The sequence below is a fragment of the Sphingorhabdus arenilitoris genome (assembly GCF_042651485.1).
In the GTDB taxonomy this organism is placed as follows: Bacteria; Pseudomonadota; Alphaproteobacteria; order Sphingomonadales; family Sphingomonadaceae; genus Sphingorhabdus_B; species Sphingorhabdus_B arenilitoris.
The window spans coordinates 47,988-66,911 of record NZ_JBHSDH010000013.1 but is presented as its reverse complement, the minus strand read 5'-3'; the positions used below and the strand labels follow the sequence as shown (position 1 = coordinate 66,911).

Here is an 18,924-nt window from a genome sequence, read left to right as displayed (position 1 = left end):
TATAATGGCTTATGGACAAATATATTTCAGTATCGCCTGAAGAGGCCAGCATTGCCCGGGACGGCACCATCAAACTGCACGGGGCCGAAGGTTTTGAAGGCATGCGTAATGCCGGGCGGCTCGCAGCCGAGATTTTGGACGCGCTTGTGCCCCATGTTGTGCCGGGTGTTACCACCGAAGAATTGGACGATATTGTCCGCAACATGACGATTGCGGCGGGCGCTGTTCCGGCAACCTTGGGATATCGCGGCTATACGCATAGCTGCTGTATCTCGATCAACCATGTGATCTGCCACGGCATTCCATCGGATAAGAAATTGCGCGATGGTGACATTGTTAACATTGATGTGACGCCGCAGTTGGATGGCTGGCATGGCGACACCAGCCGGATGTTCTTTGTCGGTGATGTGCCGGTAAAGGCGCGGCGGCTGGTCGATGTGACTTATGAATGCCTGATGCTGGGTATCGAGCAGGCCAAACCCGGCAATCATATCGGCGATATTGGCGCCGCTATCCAAAAACATGCAGAAGCGCATCGCTACGGCGTAGTGCGCGAATTTTGCGGCCATGGTCTGGGCCGCCTGTTCCACGACGCGCCGGAAATACTCCATGCGGGCCGCGCGGGCACGGGCCCCGAAATCCGCCCCGGAATGTTCTTCACCATCGAACCGATGATCAATATCGGCAAGCCCGGGGGCAAGATTTTGGATGACGGCTGGACCGCCGTAACCCGCGACCGCAGCCTGTCCGCACAGTTTGAACATAGCATCGGCATCACCGAAAATGGCGCCGAGATATTTACGAGTAGCCCCAAAGGGTTGGATAGACCGCCTTATTGAGGGGTATTAATACTCTGCTATTTCTCTTTGATTTTGCTTGATTTTGGAGATTGATTGAAAAATGTAGTCGGTGAAGATGATTGCATTCAAGCTGTTTTGGACAGTCGAATAGGATGATAGTCCATGTAATGCGACATGGCGATTTGGAACAGGATCGTTAAATACCGCATTGATATCATCAGCGTTATTCATTTTGTCTGTTTGGAGATATACATGATTTACCAGCTTCACGTAAAATCGAAACGCTGCCACTCCAAATGGTGCCATTTCTGCATGCGTCAGCTCAGCGATAAGACTCTGTAGGTCTTTCTGACTAGTTATAGGCTTTTGTTCACCGTCGTGTATTTCAGATCTAGAGACACGCTCAATTTCAGGGAATAGAAGTCGCGGGGCGCAACGGTACAGACCATGTGTATGTGCAGCGACAGCTTCTGCGAATGTTTTCTTAGCCTCACAATCAACATCACTCTTATTCACACTGTCAATAAACACTTCGGATATCTCAGGCCATTCATTCATATAGTAGTCTTGTGTTTTACGATCGAGTAGGTCTGGCTCAAGGCTTGCGTCTTCTGCGATCCGCCACGGCGATGTATAATGAGCAATCCACCCTGCATCCTCAAATCTCTTGCATAGCTTGTCTTCAAGATCGACCTCTTTAAGGATGTCGTTCTGGCTATTAGCCAGTTTAATCTTTGGAAATTCGATCTTGGGAAATTCGATCTTTTCCCAATTTAAGTTCAACTGACTCAATGCAGCAATCAACGGACGCATCATTTCGTTCAATGAATCGCTAATGTGCTCAAGAGATTTTTGCATTTCATCAGATCTTTTTTCATCTAATTTCATAATGCTTAACTCTAATCTTCACTTTTTTGCTCTGCCTTGATATTCTAATGCTGCACTTGTCCCTGCTCCACCTGAACGTTCGCGCGTCATTGCGACTACACTGAACCAATCCAGTATTGGCTGAGCTGCTTTGTTTTCCCGTAACGCTTCTTTCCTCACAAGAAAATTGCGGGTCACCCCTTCTCCAACCGTCCCTCTGGATCATACACCTTCACGCTATTCAGCGGGCGGTCGCCCCACCGCCATAGCACCAGATTGTGCGAACCTGTTTCAATATCAGGCACAAAGCTCGGCACGATTGCGCCGTTATAGCCTTTTTTGATAAGGGATCGAGCGAGCTTTTGCGACGGAGCGATTTTGCCTTCGCGGTTGATGCGCAGCCAGCTGCAGGCCATGTCCGCTTCCTTGACGCCCTCTGCCTCCCGCGTCGCCGCATCGGTTAGGTCGATGATGTCGGCCATGTCGATATCATATTCACATAAAGTGAGCGGCAACATCCGGTTCGCAAAACCTTGCGTGCATTCGGCCAGCGCGGTGATCGGGGACAAGGCGAGATAGAGTGCCTCCTGCCCGCGCTCATTAAACCGCCCGCCTGTTATCGCTGCGCCGCGTCCCGATGTCGGTTGCCACGACCAGCGGGGATCATGCGCCCGCCATGCTCGGCCTTTGAAAATCATCGGCGCGCTTTACGCAAAACCGCCGAGCGCCATATGGTCGAGATAATCGCGCACTGCCGCCGCATCGCCCGATTTCACCAGCGATTCCGCCGTGCGGCCATCCAATGCCGGGATAGGTTGGGACCGGTACCAAGCCATGGCCTGCGTGTCGCTGCCGGCCCAATCGCGGATACGGGCAATGATTTCAAGCATTTCGGTCATCCTTCCTTGTGCCTTGGCGGATTTTAACCGGTCGGCCTTGGTAACGGTGGTCAACGGCAGTCCGGTTGTTTCGGCAAATTGTGCCCGCGACATATGAAATGCCGACAGCATTTTGGCGATATCGATGAGACCTTTTTTGGTGAAAAAGCCGTCCAGAAACGCGCCTCCAAATCCCGGAAAGCCCGGCCCCGCAGCAAACGTCATCGGCATTTCACGCACAGCCCCGGATTTGGAAGCAGCGGTTTTGGTATCAGGATATTGCATAACATTGTCCGTATTTTTGTCTATATATGGACCATATATTATGACATCAAACGTTTGTCAAGCATTGCTAGGTTATTCGCAACCCCGCTGCTTCATCCAAACCCGCCATGATATTCAAATTCTGCACGGCTGCTCCGCTTGCGCCCTTGCCCAAATTGTCGAGCATGGCGATTAACCGGGCGCTTTTCCCGTCTGCCGCCGGTGCAACAAACAGCTGCAAATCATCCCGCCCATCGGCCCCGTCCAACATTAACAGCTCGCTGGGTATGGCGGCCCCTGCCACGGTAACAAGCGGCGATGAAGCATAATGCGACGCCAGCGCGTCCCGCAACGTCCCCGCCGCAGCGGCACTCGGCATCGCAAATAATGGCAGCGGTATTTCAACGATCATACCGCGAAATGCGTTCACGACCGTTGGCGCAAATATCGGAGGATGCGACAGTCCGGCATATTTCTGCATCTCCGGCAGATGTTTATGCGCCAGATCATAGCCATAGCCGCGCGCGGCAATAGTGCCCGCCTCCTCAAAACGCGCGATCATCGCCTTACCGCCGCCCGAATAGCCGGACAAAGCATTGACCGTGTAGGGCCAGTCAGCCGGAAGCAGACCCGCAGACACCAACGGTGCCAGCAATGCCAGAAAACCTGTGGGATAACAGCCCGGATTACTCACCCGCTTGGCCTTTGCAATCGCCTCCCGCTGCCCGGGTTTCAGCTCAGGAAAGCCATAGGTCCAACCGTCCGCTACCCGGTTGACAGACGACGCATCGATAATCGCAGTATCACCGCTTGTGACCATGGCGGCGGCGTCATTCACTGCTTCATCCGGCAAACAGAGGATCACAAAATCCGCGTCATTCATCGCCTCACGCCGGGCCGATATATCCTTTCGCCGCCGCTCATCAAGGCAGATTAGCGCAAATTCGCTGCGCCCCGATAGCCGCTGTGCGATTTCAAGGCCGGTGGTACCAGCCGCGCCATCAATAAAAATACTCTTTGTCATAGGCTTAAAACTCGTTTTCACTGCTACCCTGGATCAAGGTGTAAGGAACCATCTGGGCCGCTCACAAACAGCCTCTATGCAACTGCCTTAAAGCAATCGTCGCCGCGCAGTGATCGCGAGGCCGCCATCCTCTGGTTGATTGCGGGCCACAACATCGCTTAGCGGTTCCGCTACCAGCTGCATATGATGCGCGGTTGCGTGGATGATGGTATCTGCATCCTGCATGATCCCCACATGGCCTGGGAAATAGACCAAATCATTGCGGCGGAGCGGTTCTCCATCGGCAAGCTGGGTTCCAACAACATCCTGCTGCAAATCGGTATCGCGCGGTAAATATATGCCCTTAATTCCATAGACCAGCTGCACCAGCCCGCTGCAATCAATTGCATGGCCGCTGCGTCCGCCCCATAAATAGGGGGTGCCGATCAATTTTTCGGCAAGCGCCGCCGGATCGTCCTCAACCTGACCAACTGCTGCGACATGGTCCCGAAAAATATAACCGTCATCGCAGCTTAAAAATTCACCGCTTTCATCCGCTTCGCCGCAAACCAGCTTTGCCCCCATGTGCAGCCGCGCCAGTGTGTTCGCCTTGGCGTCGGGTGCAGCAAGCAAGGTAGCGCTGCGGCTGGTGACCACATGGGTTGCAACCGGCCGCTCCCCCAATGCGTCCAAATCGACATAGCCGAGATAATCGTCATGCACGGTGTAGCCCCAGGCCCATTTACCCGAAACATCAAGGACGGCAAAATCTTCACCGTAAATCAGCTCGCTAATGCCCGTGGAGTCGCCATCTGCTCGCTCATGCATCATCGCAGATGGTAAAATACAGCTACGTATCATCGGCACGGCATAATGCGGCGCGAATAATAACCCGGCGAGCTTTATATCCGCTAGATCACCGCGTATCGGCGTTGTACGTTTGTCACCGACAAAACTATGCCCCTCCAATGTGAAGGTTGGCCGGGCTTTTATGGCTGGCTGTTTATCGGCCAAATTACTACCTTTCGCGTATATCCCCTGCCTATCGCGCTGGATAGGTTTTGGCCAGATAGCCGAATACCGCACGCAGGCCAAGCGCTTCCCCACCCTTTGGCCGGCCCGGCTTTGCTGCAGGCCGCCAAGCATATGTATCAAAATGCACCCAGCGGGTATTCTCCGGCACAAATTTCTTCAAAAATAGGGCTGCGGTCACAGACCCTGCGAAGCTGCCGCCACTATTTGCGGTGTCAGCAACATCGCTGGCCAGCATATCGGCATAGTCATCCCACAGCGGTAGCCGCCAATTGGGGTCGCTGACTAAGTTCCCAGCGTCATGTATCGCCTCGGCCAGCGCATCATCATTGGTGAACATGGCGGGCAAATCTGGTCCCAGCGCAACCCGCGCCGCGCCGGTCAACGTCGCAAAATCGATCATCAATTCGGGCGTATCTTCACCTGCCTTGGTAAAGGCATCGGACAGCACCAGGCGGCCTTCGGCATCGGTATTGTCAATTTCAACGGTAATCCCGCTCCGGCTTTTGACAATATCTCCGGGACGCAGCGCGTTGCCGGAAACGCAATTTTCGGCCGCAGCGATCAACAGATGCAACCGCACCGGCAAATGCGCCGCCATGATCAGGTCGGCCAGCGCCAGCGCATGCGCCGCGCCCCCCATATCCTTTTTCATAATACGCATACCGGCGCCGCTTTTCATGTTCAGTCCGCCGCTATCAAAGGTAATGCCTTTGCCAATCACCGCTATACGCGGGTGGCGTTCATCACCCCAATGGGCCTCAATCAAGCGCGGGCCAAATCCCCGTGCCGCCGCCCGGCCCACAGCATGGATCATCGGATAGCCGCTTTCCAACGCATCGCCGCTTGTAACCTGCACCTTGGCCTTGTGCTTTTTTGCGATTTTCAGCGTTTCGGCTTCCAACTGTTCCGGCCCCAAATCACCCGCTGGCCGGTTGACTAAATCACGGACGAATGCGGTTGCCTGTGCCTGCGCAACCACGGTGTCAATGCGTCCTGGTTCCTGAACCAATAATATCCGGGCACCCTCCCGCTGGCTCGCGTCACGATATTCGTCAAAGCTATATTGCCCCAATATCCAGCCAAGCATTGCATCACCGGCCTCTGCGCCTTGCAACCGGTAACAGCCCGCAGGCAAACTTTCGGCCGCCTTGGCCAACGCCCATACGTCCAGCTTGCTGATATCTGCTGCACCAATCAATATTGACCAGTCACCGGCATTTTCGCCTGAAAGGATCGCCAGCTCACCTGCGCCGCCCGTGAATTTATGAGCTGCGACCATCCCCCGTATCCGGTCGCTTTGGGCCGTTAGCCATTCGCCAAAATTGCTGGTTTGAACAACTAGTATGCTTTTCGCATCTTGGCCCGTATCCGGCGCGATAAGTTTATGATAATCTGTCATTCATATCCATTAACCGCTATTTGCCGCTTGGGGGAGATTGTTTTGATGCATAGCCGCATTTTTTTAACGACAGGGATATTGGGATTGCTTGCCCTGTTGCCCAGCTGCTCCCCCGGTGCAGAGAATAAAAAAACCTATAAAATCAATCAAGACAATCCAGTCGGTACTATACCCAAGGCCTCCGCGCGGGCAGCGGCGGGCGGGGCAACAGCCCAAGCGTCCGGCGCATCTGGCCGCAGCATTGCTGAAGAAAATGACCGCTATTCATTTAGCTTCAGCTACCCGGCAGAGGCCGGCCGGATCGCCGCATTGAAAAGCTGGTTCGATGCGCAGCTTGAAAAAGACAAGGCCGCATTGTTATCCGATGTCGCGGAGGCCGAAAAAGATGCCAAGGAAAATGGTTATGAATATCGTGGTTTTTCCTATGGTGCCGAATGGCAACGCGTTGCCGATACTCCGCGTTACTTAAGCCTATCCGCCACAATTTCCTCTTATAGCGGCGGGGCGCATGGCAATTATGGTTTCGACAGTCTGCTATGGGATAAAAAGGCAGGAAAACGGATGAAACCGCTGGACCTATTCACGTCGGACACTGCCTTCACTGCATCCATCGTCAAAGCCTTTTGTACCCAGCTCGACCGGCAACGAGCCAAAAAGCGCGAGGGGTTAGATGATAAATCAAGCATTCCGGAATTTGACGCCTGTATCAACCCCGCTGAAAATACCGTGATCTTGGGATCAACCGATAAGGTGCATTTTGACAAAATCGGAATATTGATAGGGCCTTATAGCGCTGGACCGTACGCCGAGGGCGCGTATGAAGTCACTCTGCCAGTGACACAGGCCGCCTTGCAGGCGGTCAAGCCAGAATATCGGAATGCATTTAGGGTCAAGACCTAGGCCGTATACTCATAAGTATTTGAGCGTCGCCACCGCTGCCGCAATAACCGTTATTCCGCCGCCTCCATCACGTCGGTGGTATCGGCGCTATCCCCCATCTTGGCGCTCGCGTTGCTGAAAATCATCACGCCGTCATCTACCGGATCCTTCGTCAGTATCTTTTTTTCCGCCGCGTAATTTTGCAGAACGCGCCACGGATGACGGTCACCATTTTTGGGGAGCTTGTCAAAACTGCGTGCAAAATAGCTGGAGGAAAAATCTTCGACAAAAGGAAGGCGCGGCATGCCGGGTTCGTCCAAATGCGGATTGGCTATTTTCGCGCCTTTGGCATCCATGACATTCAGCAACCGGCAGACATAGTCGGCGACTATATCGGTTTTCAATGTCCAGCTGGCATTCACATAACCAAAAACGCTGGCCATGTTGGGGATGTCGTTGAACATCACGCCCTTATAATTGACATGGTCGGCTAAATTGATGGGTTTGCCATCTACGCTCAGGTCGGTTTGGCCCAACAGCACCAAGTTAAGCCCGGTTGCCGTGACAATCACATCAGCTTCTAACTCTTTTCCAGATTTCAGCTTGATCCCGGTTTCGGTCCAATGATCGATATGATCAGTCACCACCTGCACCTTGCCTTTGTTGATTGCATCAAACATATCTGCATCGGGGACAAGGCACAGCCGCTGCTCCCACGGGCCATAGCGCGGCACAAAGTCGGTTTCGAAATTTTCGTATCCGGGCATGGCTTCGCGCGCTTCATCGAGCAATGTTTTCGCCATTTTATCCGGTGCAGACCGCGCGCGCCAGTAAACCAGCCTTTGCCAATTGATATTGCGCCAACGCGTGACCGCATAAGCAATTTTTTCGGGCAATATCTTGCGCATAAACCGGCTAAATGGATCGATAGCGGGGCGAGATACCATATAGGTCGGCGATCGTTGCAGCATCGTTACCTTTGCCGCCGTTTGCGCCATCACTGGCACAATGGTTACGGCGGTCGCGCCCGACCCAATAACAATAACCTTCTTTCCCGCATGGTCGAAATCATCCGGCCAGTGCTGCGGATGGATCACCTGCCCTTTGAAATTTTCCTCGCCCGGGAAATCGGGCTTATAGCCTTCGTCATAATTATAATAGCCCGCACACATGAACAGGAAATTGGCCCGAAACTGGACCTCTGCACCATCCTCTTCGCGCCGCGCCGTCACCGTCCAAGTCGCATCCGCGCTCGACCAGTCGGCCTTAATCACCCGGTGGCGAAAATGGATATGCTGTTTGATGTTAAATTCTTCGGCGGTTTCCCGCACATAGTCCCAAATCGCCGGACCGTCGGCGATCGTTTTTTCATGCAGCCATGGTTTAAACCTATATCCCAGCGTGTGCATATCGCTGTCAGAGCGAATGCCGGGATACCGAAACAGATCCCACGTCCCGCCCATATCAGCACGCTGCTCCACAATGGCATAGCTTTTGCCCGGACATTGCATGGTCAGATGCGCCGCTGCGCCAATGCCGGACAGACCCGCACCGACGATCAGAACATCGACGTCTGCTATCCTTTCTGATGCTACGCTAACTGCGTCTGGCGTGCTCACCATGCTCACTCTCCCGATGCATCTCTCTCATACGTTTAATCGAGCGATTAGCTTATCCATATGGTTGCAGATTGCAACGGATAAAAGCCCGAGGTCCCTTACAATTGCAAACATGGTGCCCATCGCCTTGATCAAACTGCGGCAGCCAATAGCTTTGCAAATCTATTCCTGTCCGGAACTATATCGGACAGTGTATAACCGTCGAGCCGTCGCAAAAAATCCCTTAGCGCCGCCGACAGCGCGCCTTGTAAACCGCATCCTCCGGCAATGATGCAGCTGTTATTTTCAGCATCAAAACATTCCACAAAACCGGATATATTCTCCACTGATCGCACTACGGCACCGACATTGATCTCATCCGGCACCATCGCAAGCATAATGCCGCCACCGCGTCCGCGCTTTGGCTCAATATAGCCAAGTTCAGCCAATCGCGCCGCAACCTTCATCAAATGATTGCGCGAAATCCCGTAAGCCGCCGCGATCTGGTCTATCGACGCCATCTCGCCATGCTGCGCCAAAAACATCAGCATTCTTAGCGAATAATCTGTGTGTAAGCTTAATCTCATAAAAGTGGTATATTATATGTTGCTTTAATCGGCAAGCATTCATAAGATGTATTTCAAATACCACTTATTGAGTCGTCACGATGGAACCACATCCAAAAACAATTGCTGCTCGGGAAGATAAAACCATAAAGGCCGAAGCCATCGGTATTGACCCCAGTTTCATCTCCAACATGGTCGAACGTTTTTATGCCCGTGTGCGTGAAGACACGCTTTTGGGCCCAATATTTCAAACTCGTATCGACGATTGGCCTACGCATCTGCACAAAATGAAGGCCTTCTGGAGTTCCATCCTTTATAAAAGCGGCGGTTTTTCGGGGAACCCGATGATGAAGCATGTCGCCATTCCCGGCATCGAAGAGGCTGAGTTTGAACATTGGCTCAAATTGTTCCGCGCCACATTAGAGGAAATTGAAATCAATGACGCGGCAACCAAAACCATTCACGCCCGCGCCGACATGATCGCCGACAGCTTGCTGACCGGCATCCGCATCCACCGCGACGGCAAATTACCAAACAAACAAAGGAAGGGATAATATCATGCTTCATCAAATGAACATTGCGTCTGTCACAGAATATGCCGACTTTGCACCAGCCGAGACAATCGAACTTCCAGTTACAAAACCGCAGCCAGAGCATAGCGGCTTGGAAATACCGTCTGCGATCTGGAAAGCCATGTTCGCTTCTTATGCGGTTTTCTTTGCTGGCCTGGGATTTGCAACAGGCCATAGCGCTGGAGCGATTTTCATGCTGACAATAAGCATCGGATACGTCGTGATGTATTTTGGTACCGCAAGCTTACTATTCAACATGAACGCACCCGAACGGCCCGGCCTGTTTCAAAAAGGCATTGGTCCTTTGCAAACCAATACTGGCTCTATGTCTTACGGCGCGGTTGCTGCCCAAATACTAACAATTCCGTTTTGCCTCGCCTTATTTGGTGTCGCGATGGTTGCGTTCCGTGCACTACTATTTTGAAGGAACACATAATGCCAGACGCGGAAATCCCAGCAGGTGCGATTTGTTACCGCGAGCTTGGCCCGTGGAAGGCCGATCAAGTACCGACCGGCCTGCAGAAACGGCATAATGTCAAAGAAGGCTGCTGGGTGAAACTGCAAGTTCTGGATGGGCAAATATTGTTCATCTGGGATGACAGCGATAATGAAACTAGGGACACCGAAACTTTGCTCAGCGCAGGCGAGCATATCATCATCCCGCCGATCAGACCGCACCATCTGGAGCTGAACTGGGACACGGAAATCAAACTGGATTTCTACCGCGTGGAATAGCGCAAGGCCGCGCCTTTAAAACGCCGGCTCTGTTATCTTTCCACCACGCCAAACAAATCATGCTCGTCTGCATCCTCTATGGCAACATTGACAATATCACCCGGCCGCAAGTCAGCAGCCACATCACGCAGGAATACATTTCCGTCAATTTCCGGAGCATCGGCCTGTGACCGGCCAGTGGCGCCGATGCTGCCATCTTCATCCGCTTCGCCTACTTCATCAATAATCACAGGCAAGATGCGGCCAATTTTCGCCTGTAATTTCGCGGCGCTGATCGCGGCGGTTTTTGCCATGATCCGTTGATAGCGCTCCTCCTTGACCTCTTCTGGAACTGCACCGTCAAGCGCATTGGCCTGCGCGCCTTCAACGGGCTCAAATCGGAACGCCCCCACCCGGTCCAACTGCGCCTCTTCCAGCCAACCGAGCAGATATTCAAAATCTGCCTCACTTTCACCGGGAAACCCAACAACGAAGCTCGAACGTACAGCGATTTCAGGACAAATGCTGCGCCAATTTTGCAACCGCTCCAAAACCTTGGCCTCATTTGCCGGGCGCTTCATGCGTTTCAGCACCGATGGCGCTGCATGCTGGAACGGAATGTCGAGATAAGGCGTCAAAAGCCCCTCAGCCATCAGCGGTATCACGGCGTCTACATGGGGATAGGGATAAACATAATGCAGCCTTGTCCACGGCGCATGGCCATCCGTGGTTTTAAGCTGTCCCAGCTCGCGCGCCAGATCGGTCATATGGGCGCGGACCTCCCGGTCCTTCCACATTTTCGCTTCATGCCGTGTATCGACGCCATAGGCCGATGTATCCTGCGAAATAACCAGCAGCTCCTTTGTCCCAGCAGCAAGCAGCTTTTCCGCCTCGCGCAGCACCGCGTCAATCCGGCGGCTGACCAGCTTGCCGCGCAAATCGGGAATGATACAAAAAGAACAGCTATGGTTGCATCCCTCGGAAATTTTCAAATAGCTATAATGGCGCGGGGTTAGCTTTAATCCGCCAATCGCGTCCAAATTGGGCACCAAATCCACAAATGCCCCGCGAGCAGGAGGAGCGGCTTTATGCACCGCGCCCACGACATCTTCATATTGATGCGCGCCAGTAACCGCCAACACCTGAGGAAAGCGGTTCATAATCAGCTCCGCCTCATTGCCCATGCACCCGGTGACGATCACCCGGCCATTTTCGGCAATCGCTTCGCCAATCGCCTCTAAGCTCTCTTCTTTCGCCGAATCCAAAAAGCCGCAAGTGTTGACGAGCACAACGTCTGCCCCTGCATAATCAGGCGACATATCATAGCCATCGGCGCGCAATTTGGTAAGGATCCGCTCGCTGTCGACCAGCGCTTTGGGACAGCCGAGAGAAACCATGCCCACTTTGGGCGCCTGTTGAATTTTAGTAGCCATAACGGGCTTGCGCATAGGCGCTTTCATGCCGCTTGTCATCAATGGTATTTACGAGCAAGTATCGCACAGCCTTTTGCAACAGATTGCGGGGCAGGCGTGGGACCAACAAGAAAGGGACTTTATGGGAAATATCAATCTATTGGCGGTCTTTGCCGCTGCGGTATCTGCGTTTATGGTGGGCGGATTATGGTATGGGCCGATATTTGGTAAAGCATGGATGAAAGAACATGGCTTTACCGAAGAAAACTTGGCCAAGGGTAACGCTGTTAAAATTTACGGGCTTACCTTTGCTTTCAGCCTGCTTTCCGCTGTCATGCTGGGCCATCTGCTTGCCCGAACGGGAGTTAGCGAAGCGCATATCATCATGATGATGTCGGTCGGTATCGCATTGGGCTTCATTATGCCTGCGATCGGAAGCAATTATCTGTTTTCACATAAATCGGGCCGGCTATTTTTCATCGACGCTGGATATTGGATCACCTTTTACGCCGTGATGGGCGGGGTATTCATATTGCTAGGCGCATAGGTGCGGGGCTCAGACACTTACACGAATATGATGTTGTTTTCCGCCATCCGAACTTGAACCGGTAAGTGGCAGGCAATATCACCGTCCACTTGCACCGGAACCCGCTCCGGCCCTTCAATATCCACGGTCCGGGACGGGAGCCGCAGCCATTTTTTGCTACCCAATGCCGGGTGGATAATTGTCGCGAGTATTAGCCGCAGATAGTCGCGTCGCCGCGCCACTGGCAATAACAGCAGATTAAAATGATCATTCATCATGTCGGCAGCCGGATCGATCATCCAAGGACCAGCGAAATAGCGCCCCTTGAGAACAAAGACAGCTTCGCAGCGATATTCGGCCTCATCGGTCCGCACCTGAATCGCCACACGAGGCCAGCGCCAGAGCAGTTTAGCAAAGGCCGCAGCATAAGCGAAACGTCCAATTCGTTTCTTCAAATCTTCGGAAACCAAATGAACTGCCCAGCTTTCTGGGCCAGCGGACAAGCAAACCAGCATCGACGCATTCCCGGCAACACCATGATGGTGCACGCGCAATTCGCCGGCATGCGGGCCCGTTGTCCGCGCAACAAAGGCAGGAATATCAGCCGGATAACCAGCCTCCCGGGCAACAAGGTTGATGGTGCCGCCGGGAAACATGCTGATCGGCGGTATGGTTTCTGCGCCGTTTAGCCGGGCGATCACATCGCGCAGCGTGCCGTCACCGCCCGATACGCAGAGCTGCGCTGCACCGCTAACCTGTGCTAAAAAATCCGGCGCATAGCTGTCGATTAACAAGCTATCATAACCTGCGGCATCGTAGGCTGATGCCAGCTGTTCCAAACGGTCCAGACGAAAGCTGCCCGATTTGGGATTATACGCTATTGCAATGAATGGCCGGTTCAAAGCGTATCCACGTTAGGAATAATCTCAACGATCGTATCACCTGCTTGCAGGCTGCCCGCTTCCGGCTCCCAAAATCCATAGGCCTTCTCGCCCCTGTATACGCGCAGCCCAACTGCATTTTCGCGCCCGCGCAAAGGCTTGCCAATTTCGTCTTTGCTGACCACTCGTTCGCGCAACATAACGCGCCCCTTCACGGTGGCCAGGTCGCTCATATATTCGGAAATATGTTCGCCATGGCAGGTACCAGCGAGGAGGAAGCCTGCAAAATTGACCGGATTGATAACATTATTGGCCCCGGCCTGACGGGCGAGTAACTCATTATCCGATGCGCGGACAACCACGCTGATCGGCACATTGGGGGCCAGATGCCGGACCGTGAGAACAATCAGGATCGACGTGTCATCGCGCCCTGCCGAAACGATCACGCTTTTTGCCTGCCTTACCCTAACGCTGACCAATGTTTGGTCACGGGTGGCATCGGCATTCAACACATTGCAGCCCAATTTTTCGGCATTTTCCAAATTGTCGTCGCCGCTATCGATGACCACTATTTGCCGCGGATTTTGTCCCCGTCCAATAAGCTCTTTGACAGCTTCGGATCCGGAAACGCCAAAGCCGATCACCACGATATGGCCTGTTAAATTGCGTTGCAATATTTTCATACGCCACCTGTTCCATGATTTTTGCAGCACGAAATTATACGCCGTGCCAAGGAAGATTAACACCACAAACACGCGGATCGGCGTAACTACCAAGGCATCAAACATCCGGGCGGTTTCGGTAACCGGAACAATATCGCCATAGCCAGTGGTTGTGATGGAAATCATTGTAAAATAGACGATATCTAGAAAACTGATATGTCCGTCGTAATTGTCTTTCAGCCCCTCTCGGTCGAACCAGTGGACGGCGATCGCCATTCCCACAAGGCCAAGGACAAAGCCAACCCGCACCATGACATCGGCCCACAAAGGCAAACCCGATTTACGGGTTAGCGTTCGGTAATTACCCAAAGGCGCCTTGCCGCTCATCGTGCAGGCAACATTGTTACAGGGTCAACCGGCTTGCGGTCCCGGCGGATTTCAAAATGCAGCTGGGGCCGGTCAACATAGCCGGTTTCCCCAACGCTGCCCAATTTCTGTCCAGCCTTTACCTTGTCCCCGCGCGCGACGGTCAGCTCGCCCAAATGGCCATAGGCGGTCACCCATCCGCCGCCATGATCGACCAGCACTAGGCCGCCGAAAACGCCAATTTCATTGCCGCTATAGACAACCACACCATCGCCCGATGCGCCCACAGCGGTGCCCAATTCAGCGGCAATATTGATACCGTCATTGACCTTTCCCCCGCCTTTGCTGCCAAAGCTGGAAATGGTTGCCCCCGACAGCGGCCAAGCAAATCGCCCGCCAAAGGCCGCAGGCCGGTCAACCGCTGCGGCAAAGTTGGTTCGTACAATCGGATTGGACGGTAGGCCCGCGTTGGTCTGCGCGAATGCAGGCTCGCTGCCGGTAACAACATCGTCAATATTTAAGCTGAACCGTGCGGCGCGTTGCTCCGGGGACAAATCGCCATTATTGACGGCATAGCTGCCCTCACCGCCGCCGCTGGCGCCAGCGGGCAATTTCAACCTTTGCCCAACACCCAGAATATAGGGCGCTTCCAATCCATTGACCGCTACAATATCGCTCCACGCGACGCCATAGGCCCGCGCAATGGCGATGCCGGTTTCGCCCGCATTCACGCTGTGATACAGGCCAGTTGGGATGGTGAGCCGCTGACCTACCCGCAAAATATAGGGCGGGGAAAGGCCATTTTCGGCCGCAATATCTGCCAAAGATGCCCCGGTTTCCGAAACAATTTTGGACAAAGTATCGCCGGGTTGCACCATATAGCTACCGCCATCGACCTGCCGCGAATTGCGTTCAACAATGGCCGGGCTCCAGCTCGGCGTCGTGTTTATCACTTCATTTTCGGGAACCAGCTGCGGCGCGCTTTCGGTCGGGCGGATGTCGGCCGCACCAGAGCTTGCCGTGCCGTTTATGCGATAATCACCCGAACCTTGCGGTATGCAGGCCGAAACCGCCATGGCAGCCGCGCTTAGCGATATTGTTGCGACCAATGTCCGATTATGATGCCCACTCATGCAGATGTCTTTACGAGCAGAATCGGTTAATGCCAATAAAATAGCGGCTGCGCCCGCTCATCAACGATGCTAATCTCCGCCATAAGCCTGCCCCAAATGGGCCAATGACGGTTGGTGGGTCAGGTCCAGCTGAAGCGGCGTTACGGAGATAAAGCCGTCGCCAATCGATTCCAAGTCGGTTTGATGTTCCGGCGTATGTTCGATGCCATGCAGGCCGAACCAATAATAATCATAGCCGCGCGGATCGGTGCCTTTTACAATGGCTGCACGGGCATAGTCGTGAAATCCCTGCCGCACTACGCGGATACCTTTTACCTGATCGGCGGCCATGGCGGGGAAGTTGATGTTGATCAGCGTGCGGGGCGCAAAATCCATGCCGATAATCGGTTCTAGGACTTTTTTTCCCCATTGCTCGGCTGCGTCAAAGGACACATTATCGCCGGAGGCTGCCTTGATAAAAACCTGGCTCAGCGCGACCGACCTGACACCGGCCAGCGTGCCTTCCATCGCGGCGCTGACTGTCCCGGAATAAGTGACATCATCGCCCAAATTTGCGCCGCGATTGACGCCGGACAAGATGATATCGGGCGGCGTGTCCTTCATGATCACTCCCACCGCCAGCATCACCGCATCGGTGGGCGTGCCGGTTACAGAATACCTTTTTGGCCCATGTTCGCGTATCCGGACCGGATGTGTGAGCGTGAGCGAATGACCCGCGCCGCTATTCTCCTCCGCCGGAGCCGCAACCCAGATATCATCGCTAAACTGACGCGCAATTGCCTCCAGCACTTTGAGGCCGGGGGCATTTATGCCGTCGTCATTGGTCAGAAGTATACGCATCAGGCGGCAGGCTCCAATTTTTCGATACCGCCCATATAGGGGCGTAATATTTCGGGAATGATGACACTGCCATCGGCTTGCTGGTAATTTTCGATGACAGCGACCAATGTCCGGCCCACGGCCAGACCCGATCCGTTAAGCGTATGGACAAATTGGGTTTGCTTTTCCCCTTCAGGGCGAAAACGGGCATTCATCCGCCGCGCCTGAAAATCCCCGCAGTTTGAACAGCTGCTAATTTCGCGATATAGCCCCTGCCCTGGCAACCAGACCTCTAAATCATAAGTTTTGCGCGCGCCAAAACCCATGTCGCCAGTGCACAGCAATAATTTACGGTAAGGAAGCTTCAGAGCTTGCAGGATCGATTCCGCCGCGCCGGTCATCCGCTCATGCTCCGCCGCGCTGTCTTCGGGGCGGGTGATCGACACCAGCTCGACCTTTTCAAATTGATGCTGACGGATCAGGCCCTTGGTATCCTTCCCCGCCGCGCCGGCCTCACTGCGGAAGCAAGGGGTCAGCGCGGTCAAGCGGATCGGCAGCGCCGCGTCTTCCAATATTTCGCCTGATACGCTGTTGGTCAGCGAGACTTCGGCGGTGGGGATCAACCAGCGGCCATCGGTGGTCTGAAACAAATCCTCGGCAAATTTAGGTAGTTGCCCTGTGCCAAAGACCGCCTCATCGCGCACCAGGTAGGGCGTCGCGCATTCGCTGTAGCCGTGCACCGCCGTCTGCTGATCGAGCATAAATTGCCCCAGCGCTCGGTTCAGCCGCGCCATGCCACCGCGCATGAAAGTAAAGCGGGAGCCGGAAATCTTCACGCCGGTTTCAAAATCAAGGCCGAGCGCCGGGCCGATGTCGGCATGGTCTTTCGCTTCAAAATCAAATATGCGCGGCTCGCCCCAGCGGCCAATTTCCACATTGTCATTTTCATCCGCGCCTTCCGGCACATCATCGAAAGGCAGATTAGGCAAGCCAGCAAGCAGCGCGTTTAGCTTTGCCGTAATATCCCGCTCCTGCTCCTCCATTTCAGGCATTTTGGTCTTGAGCGCAGCGACCTCCGCTTTCAACGCCTCCGCCTTATCACTCTCGCCCTTGCCCATGGCAGCGCCGATCGCTTTGGATGCGTCGTTGCGGCGGGCCTGCGCTTCTTGCAATTGCGTTTGAACGGCGCGCTTTGTGGCGTCCAATTCGATGATCGTTGCGGCAACCGGTTCAGCCCCGCGCCGCGCCAGCGCAGCATCGAAGCTTTCGGGATTTTCACGAATATATTTTAAGTCATGCATAATGCAGCGGGCTATGCCGCCCTGCCAAGGCTTAGGCAATAGGAAAGAGGGCTGAATCGAAAAGGGCGGCCATTGCTGACCGCCCTTTTGCTTGAACGTTGAACTTGTTTGGTGCCGTAATTAAGCGACCTGATTTTCATTCGCCTTTTTCTTTGACCGGCGGCGGGCAAACATTGCGGCTGCCGCTGCGCCAAAGAGTAGGACCATTGGGGGTGCAGGAACATCGGTGCCGCCGGTTGAACCGCCGGTTGAGCCACCACTTGACGTGCTACCCCCACTTGAGGACGACGAACTGGTCGATGTTGAACCTGACGAACTGCTGGTCGATCCACCGAAGCTGGAACTGCCGGTTGATCCGCCGAAGCTGGAGCTGCCGCTGGAACCACCGCTGGACGAAGACGAGCTGCTACTTGATGAACTGCTGCTCGACGAGGATGAAGAACTGCCGCCGGACGAACCGCCTGATGACCCACCGGAGGAGCCATTTGAACCGCCGGACGAGGTGTTGCCGCTCGACGTGTTGCCGCTCGACGTATTGCCGCTGCTCGATGGATGCGGGTCGCCGCTGCTAGTCATGCCCGAGCTTGTCATGCCGGAGCTGGTCATACCGGAACTTGTCATGCCGCCGGTGCTCGTAACACCGCCAGAGCTAGATGATGACGAACTGGATGAGGAGCTGCTCGATGACGAACTGCTCGACGAAGACGAAGATGATCCGCCGGTGACATTGCCGCTCGAACTGCTGACGCCGCCCGTTGACGAGCTAACATTTCCGGACGAGCTGCTTACGCCGCCGGTCGATGAAGACACATTAACATTGCCTGATGAACTGCTGATATTGCCCGACGAAGTACTGGTAGAGCCGCCGGTTGAAGAAAAACCACCCGTTGAAGAGCTGGTCGAACCACCAGTCGATGAGAAACCACCTGTCGAAGAACTGGTCGAACCGCCGTTATTGCTATTGTCGATATCAATAACGACGCCCCCATTGGAACCACCATCGCCGCCGCCACTCGAGGTTGACGAGATCACGACGGTACCGCCGCCGCCACCGCCGCCGGAGAAGCCGCCAAAGAAGCCGCCGCCGAAGCCGCCGCCGCTGAACCCGCCAGAGCCGCCGACAAGAACAGGTGCGCTGCCGCCAAAGCCGCCTTCATAAGGTATCGGTGCAGGAGGCGGCACATAAGGTAATGGCACGGGCGGCAAAGGAGCCGCTTGCTGCGTTGCGATTTTCACCACGCTCGGTGTG

General features: G+C 54.3%; 21 protein-coding genes. 7 read left to right on the top strand and 14 right to left on the bottom strand.

The window, feature by feature from the left end; genetic code table 11:
• The first annotated feature begins 11 nt into the window (after nt 1–11).
• Nucleotides 12–839, top strand: a complete 828-nt coding sequence (gene map / locus ACFOWX_RS04390; RefSeq protein WP_381421704.1) for a type I methionyl aminopeptidase — start codon at nt 12–14, stop codon at nt 837–839.
• A gap of 6 nt (nt 840–845) precedes the next feature.
• Here map and ACFOWX_RS04385 read toward each other — a convergent pair whose 3' ends face one another.
• From ACFOWX_RS04385 to ACFOWX_RS04360, 6 genes are all read right to left on the bottom strand, one after another.
• Nucleotides 846–1,688, bottom strand: a complete 843-nt coding sequence (locus tag ACFOWX_RS04385) for a hypothetical protein (protein ID WP_381421702.1) — start codon at nt 1,686–1,688, stop codon at nt 846–848.
• Nucleotides 1,689–1,861: 173 nt separating this feature from the next.
• Nucleotides 1,862–2,365, bottom strand: a complete 504-nt coding sequence (locus ACFOWX_RS04380) for an RES family NAD+ phosphorylase (protein WP_381421700.1) — start codon at nt 2,363–2,365, stop codon at nt 1,862–1,864.
• A 9-nt stretch (nt 2,366–2,374) separates the two neighbouring features.
• Nucleotides 2,375–2,830, bottom strand: coding sequence for an antitoxin Xre/MbcA/ParS toxin-binding domain-containing protein (locus ACFOWX_RS04375; protein ID WP_381421698.1), 456 nt, complete (start codon nt 2,828–2,830; stop codon nt 2,375–2,377).
• 67 nt (nt 2,831–2,897) lie between these two features.
• Nucleotides 2,898–3,833, bottom strand: coding sequence for an N-acetyl-gamma-glutamyl-phosphate reductase (argC, locus tag ACFOWX_RS04370; RefSeq protein ID WP_381421696.1), 936 nt, complete (start codon nt 3,831–3,833; stop codon nt 2,898–2,900).
• 87 nt (nt 3,834–3,920) lie between these two features.
• Entirely contained in the window at nt 3,921–4,826 is a 906-nt protein-coding gene (locus ACFOWX_RS04365) for a C40 family peptidase (protein WP_381421694.1), read from the bottom strand.
• A 28-nt stretch (nt 4,827–4,854) separates the two neighbouring features.
• Nucleotides 4,855–6,246 carry a leucyl aminopeptidase family protein gene (locus tag ACFOWX_RS04360; protein ID WP_381421692.1) on the bottom strand — a complete coding sequence of 464 codons (1,392 nt, stop codon included), beginning with the start codon at nt 6,244–6,246 and terminating at the stop codon, nt 4,855–4,857.
• A gap of 45 nt (nt 6,247–6,291) precedes the next feature.
• Between ACFOWX_RS04360 and ACFOWX_RS04355 the strand changes: the two genes are divergently transcribed.
• Nucleotides 6,292–7,146 carry a DUF3298 and DUF4163 domain-containing protein gene (locus ACFOWX_RS04355; RefSeq protein ID WP_381421690.1) on the top strand — a complete coding sequence of 285 codons (855 nt, stop codon included), beginning with the start codon at nt 6,292–6,294 and terminating at the stop codon, nt 7,144–7,146.
• A gap of 50 nt (nt 7,147–7,196) precedes the next feature.
• On the opposite strand, the gene ACFOWX_RS04350 is transcribed toward ACFOWX_RS04355, so the two are convergent.
• Together ACFOWX_RS04350 and ACFOWX_RS04345 are read right to left on the bottom strand one after the other, a co-directional pair.
• Entirely contained in the window at nt 7,197–8,747 is a 1,551-nt protein-coding gene (locus tag ACFOWX_RS04350; protein ID WP_381421688.1) for a flavin-containing monooxygenase, read from the bottom strand.
• 128 nt (nt 8,748–8,875) lie between these two features.
• Nucleotides 8,876–9,310 (bottom strand): RrF2 family transcriptional regulator, encoded by a 435-nt coding sequence (locus ACFOWX_RS04345; protein WP_381421686.1) that lies wholly within the window; start codon nt 9,308–9,310, stop codon nt 8,876–8,878.
• 80 nt (nt 9,311–9,390) lie between these two features.
• On the opposite strand from ACFOWX_RS04345, the gene ACFOWX_RS04340 reads away from it, so the two are divergent.
• Genes ACFOWX_RS04340 through ACFOWX_RS04330 form a run of 3 tightly spaced genes read left to right on the top strand, consistent with a single transcriptional unit; the run spans nt 9,391 to nt 10,596 of the window.
• A complete protein-coding gene (locus tag ACFOWX_RS04340) occupies nt 9,391–9,843 on the top strand; it encodes a group III truncated hemoglobin (protein ID WP_381421684.1) in 453 nt (150 codons plus the stop codon).
• 4 nt (nt 9,844–9,847) lie between these two features.
• The gene (locus tag ACFOWX_RS04335) at nt 9,848–10,285 is read left to right on the top strand and encodes a hypothetical protein (protein WP_381421682.1); all 438 of its coding nucleotides are present in this window, start codon (nt 9,848–9,850) and stop codon (nt 10,283–10,285) included.
• Between the two features lie 11 nt (nt 10,286–10,296).
• The gene (locus ACFOWX_RS04330; protein WP_381421681.1) at nt 10,297–10,596 is read left to right on the top strand and encodes a DUF1971 domain-containing protein; all 300 of its coding nucleotides are present in this window, start codon (nt 10,297–10,299) and stop codon (nt 10,594–10,596) included.
• Between the two features lie 32 nt (nt 10,597–10,628).
• Here ACFOWX_RS04330 and rimO read toward each other — a convergent pair whose 3' ends face one another.
• Nucleotides 10,629–12,023 carry a 30S ribosomal protein S12 methylthiotransferase RimO gene (rimO, locus tag ACFOWX_RS04325; RefSeq protein WP_381421679.1) on the bottom strand — a complete coding sequence of 465 codons (1,395 nt, stop codon included), beginning with the start codon at nt 12,021–12,023 and terminating at the stop codon, nt 10,629–10,631.
• Between the two features lie 10 nt (nt 12,024–12,033).
• On the opposite strand from rimO, the gene ACFOWX_RS04320 reads away from it, so the two are divergent.
• Nucleotides 12,034–12,534 carry a DUF1761 domain-containing protein gene (locus ACFOWX_RS04320; protein ID WP_381421678.1) on the top strand — a complete coding sequence of 167 codons (501 nt, stop codon included), beginning with the start codon at nt 12,034–12,036 and terminating at the stop codon, nt 12,532–12,534.
• Between the two features lie 17 nt (nt 12,535–12,551).
• On the opposite strand, the gene ACFOWX_RS04315 is transcribed toward ACFOWX_RS04320, so the two are convergent.
• The 5 genes from ACFOWX_RS04315 to serS all read right to left on the bottom strand — a co-directional run bounded on the left by ACFOWX_RS04315 (nt 12,552) and on the right by serS (nt 17,675).
• Nucleotides 12,552–13,415 carry a diacylglycerol/lipid kinase family protein gene (locus ACFOWX_RS04315; RefSeq protein ID WP_381421676.1) on the bottom strand — a complete coding sequence of 288 codons (864 nt, stop codon included), beginning with the start codon at nt 13,413–13,415 and terminating at the stop codon, nt 12,552–12,554.
• Nucleotides 13,412–14,443 (bottom strand): potassium channel family protein, encoded by a 1,032-nt coding sequence (locus ACFOWX_RS04310; protein WP_381421674.1) that lies wholly within the window; start codon nt 14,441–14,443, stop codon nt 13,412–13,414. The genes ACFOWX_RS04315 and ACFOWX_RS04310 overlap by 4 nt, the downstream gene beginning before the upstream one ends.
• Complete coding sequence (locus ACFOWX_RS04305) at nt 14,440–15,555, bottom strand: peptidoglycan DD-metalloendopeptidase family protein (protein ID WP_381421672.1); 1,116 nt, start codon at nt 15,553–15,555, stop codon at nt 14,440–14,442. The genes ACFOWX_RS04310 and ACFOWX_RS04305 overlap by 4 nt, the downstream gene beginning before the upstream one ends.
• A gap of 69 nt (nt 15,556–15,624) precedes the next feature.
• A complete protein-coding gene (gene surE, locus ACFOWX_RS04300) occupies nt 15,625–16,395 on the bottom strand; it encodes a 5'/3'-nucleotidase SurE (RefSeq protein WP_381421670.1) in 771 nt (256 codons plus the stop codon).
• A complete protein-coding gene (gene serS, locus ACFOWX_RS04295) occupies nt 16,395–17,675 on the bottom strand; it encodes a serine--tRNA ligase (RefSeq protein WP_381421668.1) in 1,281 nt (426 codons plus the stop codon). The genes surE and serS overlap by 1 nt, the downstream gene beginning before the upstream one ends.
• A gap of 226 nt (nt 17,676–17,901) precedes the next feature.
• Here serS and ACFOWX_RS04290 point away from each other — a divergent pair, with 226 nt between their 5' ends.
• Nucleotides 17,902–18,834 carry a hypothetical protein gene (locus ACFOWX_RS04290; protein ID WP_381421666.1) on the top strand — a complete coding sequence of 311 codons (933 nt, stop codon included), beginning with the start codon at nt 17,902–17,904 and terminating at the stop codon, nt 18,832–18,834.
• The last annotated feature ends 90 nt before the right edge of the window (nt 18,835–18,924 follow it).

Excerpts from the sequence above, each read along its gene's own strand:
- ACFOWX_RS04350 (WP_381421688.1), bottom strand. The coding sequence starts at position 8,747 with ATGGTGAGCACGCCAGACGCAGTTAGCGTAGCATCAGAAAGGATAGCA.
- ACFOWX_RS04320 (WP_381421678.1), top strand. The coding sequence starts at position 12,034 with ATGCCGCTTGTCATCAATGGTATTTACGAGCAAGTATCGCACAGCCTT.
- ACFOWX_RS04380 (WP_381421700.1), bottom strand. The coding sequence starts at position 2,365 with ATGATTTTCAAAGGCCGAGCATGGCGGGCGCATGATCCCCGCTGGTCG.
- serS (WP_381421668.1), bottom strand. The coding sequence starts at position 17,675 with ATGCATGACTTAAAATATATTCGTGAAAATCCCGAAAGCTTCGATGCT.
- ACFOWX_RS04330 (WP_381421681.1), top strand. The coding sequence starts at position 10,297 with ATGCCAGACGCGGAAATCCCAGCAGGTGCGATTTGTTACCGCGAGCTT.
- argC (WP_381421696.1), bottom strand. The coding sequence starts at position 3,833 with ATGACAAAGAGTATTTTTATTGATGGCGCGGCTGGTACCACCGGCCTT.
- map (WP_381421704.1), top strand. The coding sequence starts at position 12 with ATGGACAAATATATTTCAGTATCGCCTGAAGAGGCCAGCATTGCCCGG.
- ACFOWX_RS04345 (WP_381421686.1), bottom strand. The coding sequence starts at position 9,310 with ATGAGATTAAGCTTACACACAGATTATTCGCTAAGAATGCTGATGTTT.
- ACFOWX_RS04335 (WP_381421682.1), top strand. The coding sequence starts at position 9,848 with ATGCTTCATCAAATGAACATTGCGTCTGTCACAGAATATGCCGACTTT.
- ACFOWX_RS04375 (WP_381421698.1), bottom strand. The coding sequence starts at position 2,830 with ATGCAATATCCTGATACCAAAACCGCTGCTTCCAAATCCGGGGCTGTG.
- ACFOWX_RS04355 (WP_381421690.1), top strand. The coding sequence starts at position 6,292 with ATGCATAGCCGCATTTTTTTAACGACAGGGATATTGGGATTGCTTGCC.
- ACFOWX_RS04360 (WP_381421692.1), bottom strand. The coding sequence starts at position 6,246 with ATGACAGATTATCATAAACTTATCGCGCCGGATACGGGCCAAGATGCG.
- ACFOWX_RS04310 (WP_381421674.1), bottom strand. The coding sequence starts at position 14,443 with ATGAGCGGCAAGGCGCCTTTGGGTAATTACCGAACGCTAACCCGTAAA.
- rimO (WP_381421679.1), bottom strand. The coding sequence starts at position 12,023 with ATGCGCAAGCCCGTTATGGCTACTAAAATTCAACAGGCGCCCAAAGTG.
- ACFOWX_RS04305 (WP_381421672.1), bottom strand. The coding sequence starts at position 15,555 with ATGAGTGGGCATCATAATCGGACATTGGTCGCAACAATATCGCTAAGC.
- ACFOWX_RS04385 (WP_381421702.1), bottom strand. The coding sequence starts at position 1,688 with ATGAAATTAGATGAAAAAAGATCTGATGAAATGCAAAAATCTCTTGAG.
- surE (WP_381421670.1), bottom strand. The coding sequence starts at position 16,395 with ATGCGTATACTTCTGACCAATGACGACGGCATAAATGCCCCCGGCCTC.
- ACFOWX_RS04340 (WP_381421684.1), top strand. The coding sequence starts at position 9,391 with ATGGAACCACATCCAAAAACAATTGCTGCTCGGGAAGATAAAACCATA.